General features: G+C 68.4%; 15 protein-coding genes and 1 pseudogene. 4 read left to right on the plus strand and 12 right to left on the minus strand.

Translation table 11 applies throughout. From position 1 onward, the window contains the following. Positions 1-28: 28 nt before the first annotated feature. The 3 genes and pseudogenes from AB0I77_RS31850 to AB0I77_RS31860 all read left to right on the plus strand — a co-directional run. Positions 29-1366: a gluconate:H+ symporter gene (locus tag AB0I77_RS31850; protein ID WP_363286182.1), complete on the plus strand. Its 1338-nt coding sequence runs from the start codon at positions 29-31 to the stop codon at positions 1364-1366. Between the two features lie 35 nt (positions 1367-1401). Beyond that, positions 1402-2733 (plus strand): enolase C-terminal domain-like protein, encoded by a 1332-nt coding sequence (locus tag AB0I77_RS31855; RefSeq protein ID WP_363286183.1) that lies wholly within the window; start codon positions 1402-1404, stop codon positions 2731-2733. A 4-nt stretch (positions 2734-2737) separates the two neighbouring features. Next, positions 2738-2863, plus strand: a pseudogene (locus AB0I77_RS31860) (DNA-binding protein); the annotation flags it as partial. A 112-nt stretch (positions 2864-2975) separates the two neighbouring features. On the opposite strand, the gene AB0I77_RS31865 reads toward AB0I77_RS31860, so the two are convergent. The 12 genes from AB0I77_RS31865 to AB0I77_RS31920 all read right to left on the minus strand — a co-directional run bounded on the left by AB0I77_RS31865 (position 2976) and on the right by AB0I77_RS31920 (position 16940). Then, a complete protein-coding gene (locus AB0I77_RS31865) occupies positions 2976-6866 on the minus strand; it encodes a DUF5695 domain-containing protein (RefSeq protein WP_363286184.1) in 3891 nt (1296 codons plus the stop codon). Between the two features lie 379 nt (positions 6867-7245). Further along, the gene (locus AB0I77_RS31870; protein ID WP_363286185.1) at positions 7246-7572 is read right to left on the minus strand and encodes a GYD domain-containing protein; all 327 of its coding nucleotides are present in this window, start codon (positions 7570-7572) and stop codon (positions 7246-7248) included. An 83-nt stretch (positions 7573-7655) separates the two neighbouring features. Further along, positions 7656-8051 (minus strand): DUF3592 domain-containing protein, encoded by a 396-nt coding sequence (locus tag AB0I77_RS31875; RefSeq protein ID WP_363286186.1) that lies wholly within the window; start codon positions 8049-8051, stop codon positions 7656-7658. Between the two features lie 121 nt (positions 8052-8172). Then, entirely contained in the window at positions 8173-8817 is a 645-nt protein-coding gene (locus AB0I77_RS31880; protein ID WP_363286187.1) for a dihydrofolate reductase family protein, read from the minus strand. 134 nt (positions 8818-8951) lie between these two features. Beyond that, complete coding sequence (locus AB0I77_RS31885) at positions 8952-9773, minus strand: DUF2637 domain-containing protein (RefSeq protein WP_363286188.1); 822 nt, start codon at positions 9771-9773, stop codon at positions 8952-8954. A gap of 12 nt (positions 9774-9785) precedes the next feature. Beyond that, on the minus strand, positions 9786-10031 hold the full coding sequence (locus tag AB0I77_RS31890; RefSeq protein ID WP_363286189.1) for a hypothetical protein: 246 nt from the start codon (positions 10029-10031) through the stop codon (positions 9786-9788). Positions 10032-10227: 196 nt separating this feature from the next. Then, entirely contained in the window at positions 10228-11421 is a 1194-nt protein-coding gene (locus AB0I77_RS31895) for a sugar ABC transporter permease (RefSeq protein WP_363286190.1), read from the minus strand. Beyond that, positions 11418-12197, minus strand: coding sequence for an ATP-binding cassette domain-containing protein (locus AB0I77_RS31900; protein WP_363286191.1), 780 nt, complete (start codon positions 12195-12197; stop codon positions 11418-11420). Before AB0I77_RS31900 ends, AB0I77_RS31895 begins: the two co-directional genes overlap by 4 nt. Positions 12198-12251: 54 nt before the next feature. Then, the gene (locus tag AB0I77_RS31905) at positions 12252-13373 is read right to left on the minus strand and encodes a substrate-binding domain-containing protein (protein WP_363286192.1); all 1122 of its coding nucleotides are present in this window, start codon (positions 13371-13373) and stop codon (positions 12252-12254) included. A 283-nt stretch (positions 13374-13656) separates the two neighbouring features. Further along, positions 13657-14709, minus strand: coding sequence for a CU044_5270 family protein (locus tag AB0I77_RS31910; protein WP_363286193.1), 1053 nt, complete (start codon positions 14707-14709; stop codon positions 13657-13659). Further along, complete coding sequence (locus AB0I77_RS31915) at positions 14706-15362, minus strand: RNA polymerase sigma factor (RefSeq protein ID WP_363286194.1); 657 nt, start codon at positions 15360-15362, stop codon at positions 14706-14708. The genes AB0I77_RS31910 and AB0I77_RS31915 overlap by 4 nt, the downstream gene beginning before the upstream one ends. Positions 15363-15461: 99 nt before the next feature. After that, entirely contained in the window at positions 15462-16940 is a 1479-nt protein-coding gene (locus AB0I77_RS31920; RefSeq protein WP_363286195.1) for a helix-turn-helix transcriptional regulator, read from the minus strand. A 214-nt stretch (positions 16941-17154) separates the two neighbouring features. Here AB0I77_RS31920 and AB0I77_RS31925 point away from each other — a divergent pair, with 214 nt between their 5' ends. Continuing rightward, complete coding sequence (locus AB0I77_RS31925; protein WP_363286196.1) at positions 17155-17961, plus strand: DUF4232 domain-containing protein; 807 nt, start codon at positions 17155-17157, stop codon at positions 17959-17961. Positions 17962-17987: the final 26 nt, after the last annotated feature.

A 17987-nucleotide genomic window follows, 5' to 3' on the forward strand; every position in this document is an offset into this window, starting at 1 on the left:
CACAGCAACAGTTCAAAGGGGAACTGCCATGCCTCTCCTCGTAGTCGGGATCAGTGTCCTGATTCTGCTTGTCCTCATGACCAGGCTGAGACTCAACGGTTTCGCGGCCCTCCTGCTCGTGGCGGTCGGCGTCGCACTGGTCCGGGGAATTCCGGTGGCGACCATCCCGGACGTCCTCTCCGAAGGCATCGGGGACCAGATCGGCGACACCATGCTCACCATCGGACTCGGCGCCATGGTCGGCCGCGTCATGGGGGACTCCGGCGCCGCACAGCGAATAGCGGGCAAGCTCCTCGACGCCTTCGGCCCGCGCTGGGTCCAGGTGGCCATGGTGGTCACGGCCATGCTGATCGGCGTGACCATGTTCTACGAGGTCGCGTTCATCATCATCGTGCCGATCGCGTTCACCCTCGTCAGGGTCACCGGAGTGAAACTGCTGTGGGTCGGCCTGCCGATGTCCATCGCCCTGTCCACCATGCACAGCTTCCTGCCGCCGCACCCCGGCCCCACCGCCGTCGCCGCCACCTTCCACGCCTCCGTCGGACTGACGCTCTTCTACGGCCTGTTCATCGCCGTCCCCGCCGGCGCGCTCATCGCCCTGACCTGGCCCCGCCTTCCGTTCATCAGGGCGATGAACCCCTCCATCCCCAAGGGCCTGGTCAGCGAGCGCGAGTTCACCGAAGAGGAAATGCCGTCCCTGGGCTGGTCGCTGTTCGTGGCGCTGTTCCCCGTGGCGCTGATCGTGGCCGCCGCCGTGACCGACATGGCCACCTCCACCGAGAGCCCGTTCCTGCACTTCGTGGCCTTCATCGGCTCGGCCCCGATCGCGCTGCTGCTGACCCTGTGCCTGGCGGTCTGGGCGTTCGGGCCGCGCATCGGCCGGAGCCTGGAGGAGGTCGGCGCGTCCTGCACCTCGGCGGCCCAGGCGATGGCGATGATCCTCCTGGTGATCGGCGCCGGCGGGGCCTTCAAGAACGTCCTGGTCGAAGGCGGGATCTCCGACTACATCAAGGACGCCACCGACGGCTGGTCCATCTCGCCGATCGTCCTGGCCTGGCTCGTCGCCGTCATCCTCCGCATCGCGCTCGGCTCGGCCACGGTCGCCGTCGTCACGGCCTCCGGCGTGGTGCTGCCGCTCCTGGCGGGCAGCGGGGTCCACCCGGAGATCATGGTGCTCGCCGTCGCCTGCGGCTCCATCGCCTGCTCCCACGTCAACGACCCCGGATTCTGGCTGTTCAAGGAGTACTTCAGCCTCTCCGTCATCGAAGCGATCAAGGTCCGTACGACCTATACGTCGGTGCTCGCCGTCCTGGGCCTGGGCGGCGTACTGGTGGCCGAATGGGCGCTGGACATCCTCAACCTGTAACCCGACTTATCCAATCTGCAAGGGACTTGGACAGCATGAGCAGTCAGCCGACCGTCACCGAGTTCACCGTCTATCCCGTCGCCGGCCGCGACTGCATGGAGCTGAACCTGTCCGGCGCCCACGGCCCCTACTTCACCCGCAACGTCGTCGTCCTCAAGGACTCCGAGGGCCGTACGGGACTGGGAGAGGTACCCGGCGGCGAGAAGATCACCCAGACCCTGCGCGACGCGGAATCCCTCGTCGTCGGCGCGAAGGTGGGTGACTACAAGCGCGTCCTGCGCGAGATCGGCGACCGGTTCGCCGACCGCGACGCCGGCGGACGCGGCGCCCAGACCTTCGACCTGCGCACCACCGTCCACACGGTCACCGCCGTGGAGTCGGCACTGCTCGACCTCCTCGGCCAGCACCTCGACGTACCCGTAGCCGCACTCCTGGGCGACGGCCAACAGCGCGACTCCGTACGGGTATTGGGCTACCTCTTCTACGTAGGCGACCCGGACCGGACCGACCTGGAGTACGTCCGCGAACCCGACTCCCCGGTGGAGTGGCACCGGATCCGGCACGAGGAGGCCCTCTCCCCGCAGTCGATCGTCCGCCAGGCAGAGGCGGCCTACGACCACTACGGCTTCCGGGACTTCAAGCTCAAGGGCGGCGTCCTGGCGGGCGCGGACGAGGTAGCGGCCGTACGCGCCCTCAAGGACCGCTTCCCCGAGGCCCGGATCACCCTCGACCCGAACGGCGCGTGGTCCCTGCGCGAGGCGATCGAGCTGTGCCGGCCCCTGCTTGGCACACTCGCCTACGCCGAGGACCCCTGCGGAGCCGAGGACGGCTACTCCGGACGCGAGATCCTCGCCGAGTTCCGCCGCGCCACCGGCCTGCCCACCGCGACCAACATGATCGCCACCGACTGGCGCCAGCTGACCCACGCCCTGGCCCTCCAGTCGGTCTCCATCCCCCTGGCCGACCCCCACTTCTGGACCATGCAGGGCTCGGTGCGCGTAGCACAGCTGTGCAACGCCATGGGCCTGACCTGGGGCTGCCACTCCAACAACCACTTCGACATCTCCCTGGCCATGGTGACCCACTGCGGCGCGGCGGCCCCGGGCGAGTACAACGCCCTGGACACCCACTGGATCTGGCAGGAGGGCCTGGAACGACTCACGACCGCCCCACCGCGGATCGCCGGTGGCGAGATCGCCGTCCCTGACTCCCCCGGACTGGGCGTTCACGTCGACATGGACCGACTTCTCGCGGCCCACGACCTCTACCGCGAGAAGGCGCTGGGGGCGAGGGACGACGCCGTCACCATGCAATACCTGATCCCTGGGTGGGAGTTCGATGGCAGGCGGCCGTGTCTGGTGCGGTAGGAGCGACGCGGACCTGCCAGTCATCACCTCAGCCGCCGTGCTGGTCGAGGCGATCCACCCGAAGATCAACGACGCCGCACCGAAGTGGACCCTGTCCCGCCTGAGAGTCGAGCCGGTGACCCAGGCCGTCGGGGCCAGGTCTGAGCCGAGGCGCCTGCCGGATCGCCTGCCGCTCGACTGCATCGAGTGCCTCGCGCCGGTGGCGGGACTTTTGAGGGCCCCGCCACCGGATCAGGGCCGGGCTACTCGATGTCTCCGTGGATTTCGAAGTCGTCGATCTCGCCGCTGACGTGGGGGTCGGGGAACTGGGACTTGCCGAGGTAGTTTCCGGTGGTGGTGCCCAGGTCGCGTGGCGCCACGGTCATGGCGGTGTTCTGGCCGATCTGGGTGCCGCCCGCGTAGAGGGTTCCGGTGGTGGTGCCGTTGCCGTTGTCCTTGAAGGTCAGCTTGAGCGTCACCCAGGTTCCGGTGGGCATGGTGTAGTCGGTGGTGATCTCGGATTCGTTGGCGCCGCCGGAGGTGGAGATTCCGACGCCGACGGTGCCATCGCCGGTCTTCGGGGCGAGGTAGAGGTACTTCTGGGTGTTGGAGCCGATGTCGAGCAGCGAAGTCCAGTCGGTGAGGCGGTTCATCTTGGCCCGCACGCTGATGGTGATGTCGGTGCCGCCCGCCAGGATGTCGTCGGGCAGCTGGGCGTAGGTGCTGTCGCTGCCGTCGAGCTTGAGCACGGTGTCGCTGCCGTCGGTGCCGGTGACGGCGTTGCCCTTGAGTGCGAGGGTGTTGTTGTTGCCGGACAGGTCGGCGACGGTCCCGTGGGATGAGGAGTCGAAGGAATACTTCACCCAGTTCGGCGGCATCGGCGGCAGCTCGTCGACGGTGACTCGGACGGTGTCGTGCCTGCTGAAGTCGCCGTCACTGACGGTCAGCCGGAACACGTAGGTGCCGGGCTTGTCCTCGGTGACGGTCGGGTTGAGGCCGGCGGCGTTGCTGAAGCTCACGGTCGAACCCGCGGGCTTGCTGTCGACGGACCAGGTGGTGGTGAGGGTGCCGTTGGGCGAGCCCAGGCCGTCGTCGGAGGCGGCTCCGCTGAGCTGGATGGTGTCCAGGCCCTGGCGGATACCGGTCTTGGCGCTGCCGGCGTCCACCGTCGGAGCGGTGTTGGCGTCCGGGGTGGTGGGCACCAGGTGCACCGTGTAGGAGGACCCGGCGGGGACGTCGTAGCTGACCGCGGTGGGCGCCTTCAGGTTCGACGCGTCGTCGGGCGCCGTGTAGACGTTCACCTTCCGCTGGGTCGTGCCGTTGACCTTGACGGCGTAGGTGCCCTCCGCCAGGCCGGTCACCTTCAGTGAGGCGCTGTGGGCCGCACCGCTCACGTTCTTGAAGGTGAGACCGACGCCGCGGTTGGCCGAGTCGACGGTGGCCGCCGTGTACTGATCATTGTCCAGGGAAACAGACAGCCGCTGGGTGACCAGGTTCAGCCGACGGCCCAGTCCGTCCTTGGGGACCACGCGGGTGGAGTGGGATCCGGAGGTGACCGTGGCGCCGTAGCCGACGGTGCCGAAGATCGGGTCGTCGGTGACGACGTCCGCGCTCAGGGTCTGGAGCGCTCCCCACAGGCCGAGGTCGGACTCACCGGTCATGCCGCGCCAGCCGTTGAGCAACGGCACGTCGGTGCCGCCGCCGAGGCCCAGGGTGCCGAGGTTGCCCTTCTCCGACTGATAGGTCCACGCGGAAGCGCCGATGTTGTCGGGATGGTTGCTGATCTGGCCGGAGTTGACGGTGGAGAAGGCGCCCACCTTGGCGGCGTAGTTGAGCCGTTCCAGTACGGCACGGTCGGCGGAGGAGACGGCGTTGGTCCCGCTCTCCAGCCCGGACGTGTGGTTGATGTAGTCGTCCATCGTGTAGCCGGCGAGGGCGATGGTGTACTGGAACTGCCACCAGTTCTCACCGGTGTTGGTGGTGGGGTTGGCGTACCAGTACCAGACCGGCATCTGGCCGCGTGTGGCCCGGGTCTTGCGGACGATGTCGCGCATCATCCGCAGCGCTTTGTCCTTGTCGCTGTTGACGTTCTGCTTGGCCAGGGTGTAGACGGCCTCTTCACCGGTGTTGTCGTAGCTGTACTCGGAGCCGTAGGGGTACTTCTTCGCCGAGAAGTTGGCGTATTTGGTCGCCATCTTCGCTTCGACGTCGTTCGCGTAGTCGTTCATGCCCTCCGCACGCAGCGCGGTGATCAGATCCGGGGTGGTCAGCTCGCCCATCAGGCCGGTGTCCCAGTTGTAGTAGACCGGACCGTCGTAGAGCTCCTTGAAGACCTGGTAGGCGGTGCTGAGGTACCACTTCGCGCTGTGCGCGTAGTTGATCAGATCGGGGTTCTGCTTCTCGATCTGGTACATCCCGAAGTAGGTGTTGTAGACGTGCGGATAGGCGTAACCGCGGTAGCTGGGCGAGGTGTTCTGGCTGCCGGGGTGGCCTTGATCCCAGAAGTCGTAGACGAGGTAGCTGGGGTCCTTCTGATTGGCGGTGTTGCCCATCAGGTGCTCCCAGACGGCCTTCTCGAGATAGTCGTCGAGGGCCTTGGCCTGGGTGGCGTCGGGGCGTGCGATCAGTTTCTCGGAGAGGAACTCCCCGTGGGTCAGGCCCCAGTCGTCGCCCAGGCCCCAGTAGCCGGCGTACTCGTCGCGGCGTCCGGCCGGCGGCTTGGAACGAGTGGGCACGGAGCCGTCCGCGGCGTTCATCATCCAGTCGTCGAACGTCTTGTAGCGGATGTCACCGGTGGTGATGCCGTCCGAAGTGTTCCACTGCGTCTTGTCGACCATGAACTTGGCGTGCGAGTCCAGCAGGTCGGAGACCTTGCCGATGACGTCGAACTGCAGGACGGACGTCCTGGCGCGTCCGCCGCTGTCGGTGTAGTTGACCGTCAGCTGGTTGTTGCCTATCTGGGTGGAGTCGAAGCGGACCTTGTAGATGCGGTACTGCCCGTTGGTCCGGGAGAAGGTGACGTCGGGATCGGTCGGGGAGCTGTTCCCCGAGTCGTTCTTGTTCTTCGCGACAACACTGTTGACGGTTCCTTTGACGCGCAGCGCGACCTGGGCGGTCTGGTCGTACGGGACGACCATGCCGGGCACCACGGTGGTGTCGAGAAGGCCCTGGTCGTAGAGGCTGTCCTTGACGTCCTGGTCGGAGTTCACCTTGCCGATGTGGAAGGTGTACGCCTTGCTGGCGCCCCGGGCCAGGGAGAGGCCGGTCGAGGGCAGGTACCCGCGGTTCGTCTTCTGGGCTGCCATGGAGTGGACGTAGTAGACGTTGAGGCCCTTGACGTTGGAGCCCTCGTTGTCCTGGTTCCAGGCCCAGGTGGTCTTGCCGACTTCCTCTGTGCGCCAGCGGTCCTGGTACTCGAAGCCGGAGCCCGTGGCGGTGTCCGGGGTGAACAGCAGGGACGGACCCTGGCCGCTGGGTCGCCCTATGGTGACGTAGGAGCCGTTCTTGCCGACGTAGGAGTGGCTGAGGACGCGGGTCTCGTAGATCTCGTCACCGCCCTTCCACAGCTCGTTGTCGGGCAGCGGGACGCCCCAGTCGCCGATCACCAGCCGCTGGCCCGAGGTGTTGGTGACCTTCTGCTTCCAGGTGAGGGAGCCGTCCGCCGCGAGGCTGTAGGTCTCGGTGAAGGTGAACTTCTTGATGGCGTTCGAGTCGGTCGAGGGCTTGTAGGTGACGGTGATGGTCTTCCCGTCGGCCGACTGGGTGACCGTGCGGGAGTCCGTGGAGGAGGTGGTCCACGCGGACTTCCACGGATTGCTGCCGACGCCCTGCTTGCTGACGGCTCCGGTGCCGGTGGCGTAGGAGAACATGACGTTCCCCAGCCACTGGCGGTACTTGGGGTTGGGCTCCTTGCCCTGGTCGGGAGCGACGTCGGGGTTCATGACGTACTCGGTGTCGAGGGTGTCCCCGGCGACCTTCAGGGACTGGATGCTGCCATCGGAGGCGAAGCCCACGTGCAGCTGACGCGAGGAGAGGGTGTAGGGGTAGGTGGTAGCGGCGTGTGCCTTGATCGGGGGAACGATGGTGAAGGACACCACCGCGAGTACCGCCGCCGGCGCGGCGATGGCCAACCGTGGTTTCGGCAGGGAAACCATGACGACCTCTCAAGTTGTGGGGGGTGGCCCGGCCGGCGTGGCCGGGGTGGCCACACTTTATGGACCCGACGGAACTGACCTTCACGCAGGGCGGGAAGTTGGCCGGGTGAGGCGTACTTCGTCGCCGTGCTGGTCGCGGGCCGCACAGGACCCACGTCGACCCGCGCGGACGGATACCGGCCTCACCGGTTTCGAAGCGACGCAGCACATTCGACGTGGCCGGCCAGCCCCGGCGGCTACCTCGTTCAGGCTCGCCTCGCATCGGCCGAAGGCGGGTGGAGGTGCCGCCCGCTACGGTGGGCGGAGGCGCTGGAGTTGCTTGCGCTGAAGGTGGCCGCCTCGGCCTGATCAGTACCCGAGGAACGCATCGGCTGGACTGCTACGCCCCCGGCGCCCGGTACTGGATTCGTTCGGCTTTGCGCAGGGCGTCCATGGTGTCGTCGACGGTCAGGAGAACCGTCGTCTCGAACGAGCTGAGCGCGCCGCCGCCACTGATCGCCAGCGCGACCGAGGCCATGGACACGTTGTCGGGGGCCTCCCACAGGTTGTAGCCGTCGTGGGTGCCGAAGGCGTACCAGAAGCCGTGGAGCTTCCCGCCGGCGGACTCGATGTATGCCTGAGCGGCCTTCGCGCGGTCCTCGGGGTGGACGATCAGCCTCGCCCAAGTCTCCGGTGTGTAGCTGAACCTCGATAGATAGAGCGGCATCATGTCTCCCTTTCGTTCCACCAAGGGATGCCCCGGTGGGGCGGGGGACGCGCCGGATGCGGCCCGCGTGTCCCCCGACAAGCTCAACGGCCGGTTGAGAGCATCCAGATCGCTGCGGCCGTGAACGCGATGCCGACCAGGAGAGGAATCCCGATGCTCTCGAGCCGTTTCTGGGCGTGGTCGATGCGTGCGGTCTTCGGGGCGCCGAGGAGGTAGACCACTGGGGCTTGACCGCCCACGGGCAGGCCCTTGACCCCGGATACCCTGGCCTCGAACTCGTGCCGGGTGCCCTGTGCGTCAACGAAGTCGACCACCGCGAAGTAGGTGGTCCCCTTCTGGATGCGCTTCTCGCGGTGGCGGACCACCCGGCCCTCGGTGCGGGTTCCTTCGCGTCGCAGGCGGCGATGGAGCGTGGCCTCGTAGATGCCGAACCCGATGACGATGAGACCTATCAGCAGAAGCAGCACCCGCAACCACACGGCCGCCTCCCCTCCTCCGCACTGCACGGCTCGTTATGAAACGCCTGTTGCAGGAATGGACGATGCGCCGAGTTGACGCGGTTCCTGGCAGTCGCAGCCCGAACTCGAGCAGGCCCTCGCCTCACCTTCGCCAGAACAGGTGGTGTGTCACGCCGCTCGGGCTGGGCACGACCTCCAGGTGGAACCGGTCGAGCAGCTCGTCGGGGGACTCCCAGAGTCGTAGTCCGGACCCGAGCTTCACCGGCGAGACCGCCACATGCATGGTGTCGACAAGGTCGGCATCGAGGAACTGCCGGATGGTGGTGACCCCGCCGCCGAGCCGGACGTCCTTGCCCTGCGCCGCTTCCCGCGCCCGGTCGAGGACCGTGGCCGGGTCGCCGTCGACGAAGTGGAACGTCGTGTCGGAGAGCGTGAACGACGGACGCTTGTGGTGGGTCATGACGAACACCGGCGTGTGGAACGGGGGCTCCTCCCCCCACCAGCCGCGCCACTCATGGTCCTGCCAGGGCCCGCGCTGGGGCCCGAACTTGTTGCGGCCCATGATCTCGGCACCGATGTTGCGTGCGAAGTCTCGCGTGAAGTAGTCGTCGAGGCCCCGGCTTCCTCCGGGATCGGTGCGCATGGGCCAGCTTGCCGTGGCTCCGGCCCAGGCGAACAGCCTCTCGGCATGGTCGAGGCCGAACGGTCTCTCGAGACTCTGGTGCTCACCGGCACCGATGCCGTCACTCGAGACGTTGAAGTTCATGACTCTCAGCAGTTGATCCACGTGTTTCCTCGTCAGGTCCTGTCGCGTCATCGTGCGGCGAGGCGCCGCACATCATGACGTCGAACGGGACGTGGCGGGATCGACAACGGCTCGCAACTTTTTTTGACCCTCTCGCTCGGAGAGGATCACCCACGTCACGGCGCCGGGACGTCCGTGTCCGTCGGTTCCTCGTCAGTGGGGTCATGCAGTGGAGCGCGCTTCGAGCGATGGCGGGGCGTCGTGCGGCGGGGGGCCCGGGTCAGGGTGATCTGGCGGACGGCTTGCTGGAAGCAGGCGAGGGCGGCGAGTCCGGGCAGGGCGGCTGATGTGGTGTCGAGGAAGGTTTTGGGGGCCTGTTCGACGCACAAGAGGATCGCAATGGCTGAGAAGACGAGAATCATGCACCAGGAGTGCACAGTGCGGCGCTGATGCAGAGCGGCACGGAGGATGGAGAGTGACGCGACCAGCCAGGGTCCGTACACCAGCAGGGGCCACCAGGCCGCGATGCCGCTGTGCACGCGGGACACGGCCATGACGCGCAGAGGGTCGTAGGCGGCCATCGCGCCGAAGAAACTCACCGCGGAGGCGACGAGTGCCGCCAGCGTGGCGATGAGATAGCTGGTGGCTTGGAGCGCGCTCGGGCGCTTGCGCTCACGAACCTTGCGGTGACCTTGGCGAAGTCTTTTCAAGGGCGGCAGTTCCGCCGTGATTTCCTGGATTTTCCATAGGGGCGTGCCCACGGTCGGAGTGATGACCGAGGTCTCGGTGACCGATGTGTCGTCGCGGGCCGCGGGGACTCTTGGGAGCTGCCCCGCCATGGAGTCCTGGAGCTGCTCCGCCATGGAGTCCTGAAGCACCCAGGCCAGTTCTTCCGCCGGATCCCAGCTCGCGTCCGGTGGCACCAGGGGTGCCGAGAGAACCTCGGCCGTGGCCCGGTGCCGACCCGTGCCTGAATGATCGATTTCTTCGTCGTGCATGACGCAGCCTGATTATTCCGCGCCCGGGAAGGCGTACAGGCCTTCGGATTTGGCCCAGCGCCGGGTGAGATCATCTTCCAGTGCGCTCATTACGTCCAGGAATTCCCGCAGAAGAGGCTCAGTGACCGCAAGCGCCACCGGAAACCCACCTCGCGTCAGCGTGCCGTTCGTGGCGGCTGATGAGTGCATGGGGGCGGGGATGTAGGTGTAGGGCCCCAGCGTCAGGGGACGGCGCCCTTTCATGGTTGCCTCATTCATATCCCGACTAACGGCGTTTCACTTCAACAGATGCGCGGCGAACGAGTGAAGGGAAGCCTGGATAAGTATTTCATCTAGGGGCCATTCAGGCTCCATATATCCCTGTACGAAACTGTACGAAAAGCATGATGTGATTCCTGAAAGGGAGTGAATATTTCTTATGACAGCCGCCCTCAGACCCGCTCTCAGACGCGGCTCAGACCCGCCCGCGCGACTCCGCGGCCCGCCGCGCCAGCGAGTCGAAGATCACCGCGAGGAGCAGCACTCCGGCAGTGATCATGAACTGGACCGCGGGCTCGACTCCCAGCAGCGCCATGCCCGAGGCGATCGACTGGATGATGAGCACCCCCAGCAGCGCGGACCAGGCCGAGCCGCGTCCGCCGAACAGGCTGGTGCCGCCGATGACGGCAGCGGCGATGGCGTTGATCAGGAGCATGCCGGAGCCCGGGACCGTGGTCGCCGAGGTGAGCCGCGAGGCGACGAACAGGCCGCCGACCGCGGCCAGGCCCCCCGACACCAGGAACACCCAGATCCGCACGCGCGCCACATCGACACCGGCCCGCCGGGCCGCCTCCACCCCGCCGCCCAGTGCGAGAATCTGCCGGCCGTAGGGCGTGCGGCGCAGGAAGAGGTCCGAGGCGACGATGACTCCGAGGAAGATCAGGAGCGCCAGCGGGGGGCCCTCGAACCGGCGCAGCACGTAGACGGCGGTGAACGCGACCGCCGCGAGGAGGGCCGTACGCGCCCAGATCTCGCCCACCGGCCGGTACGGCATCCCGGCGGCGCCGCGGCGCCTGCGGTCCTGGTAGGAGGCGAGGAGGTACGCGGCCGTGCCGAGCGCCGCCAGGCCATAGGTGGCGACGGCGGCGCTGAAGTAGCGGTTGGTCAGCGTGGCGACCAGCCCGTCCCCGCTGAAATTGATGGAGCTCTCCGGCCCCAGCAGGTAGAGCATCAGACCGTTCCAGCCCAGCAGGCCCGCGAGGGTGACGACGAACGCGGGTACGCCGATCCGGGCGAAGATGAATCCGTGGCCGGCCCCGGCCGCCGCACCGCAGATCACCGCGATGATCACGGCGGGCCATTCCGGCATGCCGAGGTTCACGTTCAGCGCCGCGAACAGGGCGCCCGCCAGGCCCGCGAGCGAGCCCACCGACAGGTCGATCTCGCCGATCAGCAGCACGAAGACGATGCCGACGGCGATCATGCCGGTCCCGACGATGTCCACGCTGAGGACGGACAGGTTGCGCGGCGAGAGGAAGTTGTCGTTGAGGCTCTGGAAGACCACCCAGGTCACGGCGAGAGCGAGGAGTGCGGGGACCGGGCCGAGTTCACCTTCGTGGAGTCTGCGGCGCACCGTACCGGCGCGCGCCCGGGTCCCGCTCCACCTCACGGCCATGCCTCCTCCGGGTGGGTCGGGCGGTGGCCCGGGGCATTGTCCGCCGCTCCGGTGATGGAGGAGATGATCCGTTCCTGGGAGGTGGTGTTCACGTCGAAGAAGCCGTTGTTGCGGCCGAGGCGCAGGACGGCGATCCGGTCGGCGACGGCCTTGATGTCACCCATGTTGTGGCTGATGAGGAGCACCCCGGCGCCCCCGTCGCGCAGTTGTTCGATGAGGTCGAGGAGCTGACTGGTCTGCTCGATGCCCAGGGAGGCGGTGGGCTCGTCGAGCAGGAGCAGCCTGGGCGCGCTGAGCAGCGAGCGGGTGATCGCGACGACCTGCCGCTGGCCGCCGGACAGGGTGGCGAGCGGCACCCGTACGTCGGGGATGCGGATGGAGAGGGTGTGCAGCAGCTCGCGGGTGCGGCGCTCCATCTCCACCTCGTCGAGGATGCCGAACCGGTGGATCTCCCGGCCGAGGAAGAGATTGCCGACCACATCGAGGTTGCCGCACATCGCGAGGTCCTGGTAGACGGTCGCGATGCCCAGGACCTGGGCGTCCTGGGGACGCTTGATCTGGACGGCACTGCCCCGCCACTCGATGAGGCCCCGGTCGGCGGGAGCGACCCCCGAGATCACCTTGACCAGGGTGGACTTGCCGGCGGCGTTGTCGCCCACCAGGGCGACCACCTCCCCGGCCCTGATCTCCAGCTCGACGTCCACCAGCGCCTGGACGGCGGCGAACCGCTTGGAGACGCCGCGCAACGCCAGCAGGGGCTGAACCGGCACGGGCCACCTCCTTCCACCTTCGAGGACAGCTCTTCGGAACGCTCATCGGAAAGCTCATGGGGTGAGCCCGGCCTTGTCGCAGGCGGACCGGAGCTTCGGAGTGCAGATCTGGTCGATTGTGTACATACCATCCTTTACCAGAGTGTCCTTGATGTTGCCGACCGTCACCGAGACCGACTCGAGCAGGACCGCCGGGATGTCCTTGGTGGTGGGGCTGTCGACGGTGCCGGTGGCGATGGACGCGACCGTCTCGCCGCGCCCCAGGGCTACGGCCATCTCGGCGGCGGCATCGGCCGCGGGCTTGAACGGCTTGTAGACGGTCATGTACTGGTCGCCCCTGACGATGCGCTGTACGGCCAGGAGGTCGGCGTCCTGGCCGGTGACCGGGGGCAGCGGCCTGACCTGCGTGGCGTTGTAGGCGGAGACCACGGCGCCGGCGAGGCTGTCGTTGGCGGCCAGTACGCCGTCGATGTTGCCCGCGCCCAGGGCGGCGATGGCGCCGGTCATGTTGACGTAGGCGTTCTCCGGCCGCCATCCGACGGTGTCGTACGACTTGCCGATCTTGACCTTGTCCTTGAGGACGGAGAGCGCTCCCCGCTTGAACCAGCCGGCGTTGGGGTCGGCCGTGGCCCCGTTCATCATGACGATCTGGCTGCCCTGCGCCTTCGCGCCCAGGGCCTTCAGGAGCGCCTCGCCCTGAAGCCTGCCGACTTTGGCGCCGTCGAAGGTGACGTAACCGGAGATCGGGCCCTGCGCGAGCCGGTCGTAGGCGACGACCGGGATGCCGGCTCGGTTCGCGGCCTCGACCGACGGGCGCAGCAACTCGGGGTCGATGGCGGCGACGATCAGGACATCCACCCCCCTGGTGATCATGGCCTCGAGCTGCTGCCGCTGGACCGCTGGGTCAGACGTGGCGGCGACGACCGGCGCCGGGCAGTGCGGGCACAGCTGCTTCAGTTTCTGCTCGATCAGGGGCCCGTCGAACTGCCCGAAACGAGAGGTTCCGCCACCCGGGAGCAGCACGCCGGCGGTGAGGCTGTCGTCGCCGTCCCCTCCACCCCCGTCGCCCCCGCCGCAGGCCCCGGTCAGGACCAGGCCCGCGGCGACCGAGATCGCCACGGACGCATGGGTGAGGGACCTGCGCTTCACGGCCGGAAGCCTGACACCGAGACGCATCGTTGGTTCCTTTGGGCTTTGTCCGTTTTTACTCCGTAATGGGAGCCTAATGCCAAGCCCGTCAAGCGTCTGTGTGGCCCCGCTCAGGCAAGGACACCCCGGCGGCCGTTGACCGGGGTCACAGGTGCCGTACCAGGTCGGCCATGTCCAGCGGCGGCAGGCCTCAGCGGGCGACGGTCGCCTCGGTGTGACCGGCGCGTTCGGCCGCCGACGCTCCGGTACCGGTTGCGGCCGCCAGGTCCACCGGTTCCTCACCGATAGCGGGTGATCGTCGCTCGCCATGTCACCCAAGTGCTCGGCCGTCGGCCCCCGCGGGTGTCTTGCCGTGCTGGTCGACGACCGTGCGCTCCATGATGGCGCTGGTTCCGAGCAGTGTGTCGGAGCTGATTCCCTTGACCTCGTCCTTGGTGACGTACGAGCGTGAGCCGAGGAAGGCGAGGGTGTTCTTGTCGAAGATCCATTCGTCGCGGGTCGCGGAGGAGGCGTCTTCGCGGGTGATGGCGATGCCGTGACGGCCGGCGGCGTCGACGGCGTCGGGGATCTCCTGCACCCCGGGGATCTTCGCGGCTGCCTTGTAGAACGCGGAGGCGTTCGCCGGCGGCATGATCGTTTCGCTGATCAAGCTGCCGATCTGGGAGAAGACGGCCTGCTCCTTCGACTTGCCTTCGTCCACCCTGGTCTGGGCGTAGAGCAACTCGAGCAGCGCGTCCGGGTCGGTGGGCAGGGAAGCCAGCCACTTGTACGTGGGGTGATCGATGCCCGCCCGGACGGGAGCGGATGACTCGATGGGGATCAGCTGACCGGGCATCACGGCGCCCTTGCCGGAATCGCGGATCCACCCCGTCTTGGTCAGGGGCCCGGGGTCCTGCGACATCCAGACCTCCCGCTTGTGCAGGGCACCGAGCCGCACGGGACCGTCGAAGGTGCCCTCGTTGGAGCGGATCAGGCTCTCGACGTACACGAACTGCCCGTCCTTCACCGGCGTCGCGTCGGTGGCCCTGGCCGCTACGGCGATCCGGTCGAGAACGGCGGAGGCACTGTGGGCGGCTCGGGTCGCCGGGGCGGAGCTGTCGTCACCGCCCCAGAGCGTGACGATCAGCGCTCCGGCCAGTGCCATCGACGCGAGGGGCAACAGCACGGCGCCACGCGCCAGTCGACGGCGTGGTGCCGGGCGCGCCTGGGTGGAAGGGGTGCCGTCGTGGTCGATGTGCTGCATCAGAACGTCCTTGTAGTGGAGGTGTCTGCTCGGCGGGAGGTCCCATTCGGCCGGAGCCGACAGCAACTCCTCGGCCTCACTCCCGGCGGAAGCGGCGCGCGACGGATCGCTGGTGTTCATCCTGTTTCCTCCTGCACAAACATGGCCGCGAGCGCGGCCTCACTCTCCTTCTCTCCGCGAGGGCCCCGCGGTTCCGCCTTCGCGCCCTCGAGTTGCCCGGAGCTGATCCGGGCGAGCCGCGCCCGGGCGCGCGAGAGCCGCGAGCGCACGGTGCCGACCGGGATGCCGAGCGCCTCGGCGGCCTGCTGGTAGTCCAGACCGGCCGACACGCACAGGGCGAACACCTCCCGGTCCTGGCGGCGCAACCGGCCCAGCGCCTCGTGCACCACCGCGAGCCGGCGGGCGTCGTCGATCCGCCCGGCCGTCTCCTCCGCGAAGTCCTCGACGGGACGGGGCTGAGGGCTGCGCGCCAGGAAGGCGAGCCGCCGGCGCAGCCCACGGTTGGCGTTGTACGCCTTGTGCGTGGCGATGCCGAGCAGCCAGGGCCTGAGCGAACCGCCCTCCGGCTCCACCGTCGCCCGGGTACGCCAGGCGGCGAGGAAGGTCTCGGACATGGCCTCCTCGGCCTCCGACCAGTTGCCGGTCAGGCGCAGGGCATGGTTGTAGACCGCCCGCGCGTGCTCGTCGTACAGGTCGGCGAATGCGGCCCGGTCACCTGCCCGTATGCGCGCACGCGGCGACTGCGATGGTTCCGATGGTTCTGTTTGCCTCACACTCGGTACTCTCCGCGGGTCCGGCGGAGTTCCTGTGGCCTCTGCCACACCGTCAGCCGTCAGCCGTCAGCCGTCAGCTGCCCGTTGCTCGCCGGACGCTCAGCCGGGAATCTCGGGGGCGTACTCGTCCCGCCCCCACTCGGAGCCGCCGAGCGGGTAGTTGTACGCCGGCCGTCCCACGTTCCCGCTCGTCTTGAAGGGCTGGCCGTTGTCGTCGACGCGTACGGTGCCCTGCTGGTCGCCGCTGGACCAGTCCAGCTCCAGATACCAACTCACGTTGTGCGCCCGCGCGTCGGCGAAGACGTAGAAGACCTCGGGATCGGACTCGCTCACCTTGTACGGGAAGTCGCGCTGACCGGCCTTGGGGGAAATCGCGGGCCGCCCGGCATCGAGGTTCACGTCGAACGCCTTCGTCTCCACGCCGCCGCCGCACCCGACGCCCATCGCGAAGTCGTTCCAGGCGAGCGGCGCGCTCTTCTCCACCACCCGCACATGCAGTTCCTTCAGGACGACGGTGGCCGGCCCGGTGCCCTGCACGGTCAGCGTGAGCATCTGCTGCCCGCCGGCGACCGCGCCGAGCGCGGTGACCCACCCGCGCGCGTCCGGCTCACCCGGCGGCGGAGGCACCTGCTCGGGCTCCTCGTCGACCAGGTAGTGCTGGCTGCACGGGTTCTCCCACTTGTACGGATCGACGGCGACGGTGGGCGCGGTGGCCCCGTCCTCGGAACCGCCGCCCTGGGCGGCCCCGGCCCCGGCTCCGTCCCCGGCCCCACCGCTTCGGGAGGCGGAGGCCGAGGGCGTGGTACTGCCGCTGCGCGAGGCGGACGGAGAGGCCGATCTGCCCTTCCCGTCGGGCGACTTGGAGGCGCGAGGACTTTCCTCGACGGTCTGGGAGGCGGCGCCCACGGACTGCTTCCCGCCCTGGTCGTCCTCGCCCTCGCCGGGCACAAGGTTCACCACGAGCGCGGCCGACACGAGGGCGGCGGCGACGGCGGCCCCGGCGAGGACGACGGTCCGCCGCCTCCGCCGCACCACGGGAGCCTGAGCCGGTGGCCGCCGCTCGACCTCGGTAACGTCCTCGGCCGCCTCCGCCCTGGTCGCCGCCTCCGCCCCGGTTCCGGTCTCGGCCCTGGTCGCGGTCTCGGCCCTGGTTCCGGTCTCGGCTCCGGTTCCGGTCTCGGCCCCGGCCCCGGTCTCCGCCCCGGTTCCGGTCTCGGCCCTGGTCGTGGTCTCGGCCCCGGTTCCGGTCTCGGCCCCGGTCTCCGCCCCGGTCGCGGTCTCCGCCGCTGTGCGCGGCGCCCGCGGTTCGTCCTCCGCGGAGGCGTCGCCCGCCCGTTGCCCCCGCCGGGCATCCGCGAGGATCCACCGCCGATGCAGCTCCACCAGTTCCTCGGGCGTCGCCTTGCACATCCGCGCGAACCGCTCCACGGGTGCGTAGTCCGTCGGTACGGCGTCCCCGTTGACGTACCGGTGCAGCGTGGACGCACTCGTGTGCAGCCGCTTCCCGAGCACCCCGTAACTGAGCCCGGACCGCTCCTTCAACCGGCCCAGCAGCTCCGAGAACTCGTCCCCCGCCACCGTTCCTCCCTCTCCCGACGTCCCGGACACCCATTCCAGGGGGAGGTCATTTCCCCAGGTCAGAGGCGTTGTAAGCATTCCAGCGTCCCGGATGTCCCGGCAGTCGTGGCGGCCGGGACGGATCGCCCCACAAGCTTTGGCCATCCAAGCACGCCGCTCCCGGCACCCGGTCGAGCGGCCCCTGCAACTCCCGTACCGCATCAGGGGGAATCACATGTCCACACGCACCCACCGCACCCGCAGCACCCACCGCACCCGCATCCTCATCGCCGCCGCGATCACGGCCGCCACGATGGCGTTGACCGCGTGCAACAACGGAGAGGGTGTCCAGGACGAGGGCGCATCGGCGGGCTCCGCCTCCACGTCGGCGTCCGCGTCCTCCAACACGCCTTCGCCCAAGGCGAGCGAGGGAACGTCCACCGGGGCGGGGCAGACCGACCCGAAGGGCTCGGCGGGCTCCGAAGGCTCGGCAGGCGGCGCGGCCGGCTCGAACGGCACGACGGGTTCCAAGGGTTCGTCCGGTTCATCGGGCTCGTCGGGTACGTCGGGTTCCAACGGTTCGTCGGGTTCCGCCGGCTCCGACGACTCGACGTCCGCCTCCACCCCCTGCACCAGCGCCTCCACCCGGATGGCCGCCACGGAGGTCTCCCGCCCCCTGAACCACCTTCTCCTCACCGTCACCAACACCGGCTCGAAGAACTGTGACCTCACCGGCTTCGACCGCACCGGCTACCCGGCCCTCCGATTCGAGAACGCCCAGTCCGTTCCGCCCGCCATCGAGGGCTCCAAGCAGCAGGCCGTGGTCACGCTGGCCCCTGGCGAGTCGGGCTATGCGGGCGTCCTTCTCTCGGCCGCCGACGGCAGCGGCTCCGGCGGCTACACGGCCAAGTCCCTCGCGGTCCTCCTCGACGAGAGCGGGAGCGCCGCCCGCCCGTCACTCCCCGCGAAGGGCGTGTACATCGACAGCGCGCTCAGCGTCACGTACTGGCAGCCGACCATGGCCGACGCCCTGGCCTGGTGACTGATCACAGCGGACAACGAAAGGCC

The organism is Streptomyces sp. NPDC050619, assembly GCF_040654815.1.
GTDB lineage: Bacteria > Actinomycetota > Actinomycetes > Streptomycetales > Streptomycetaceae > Streptomyces.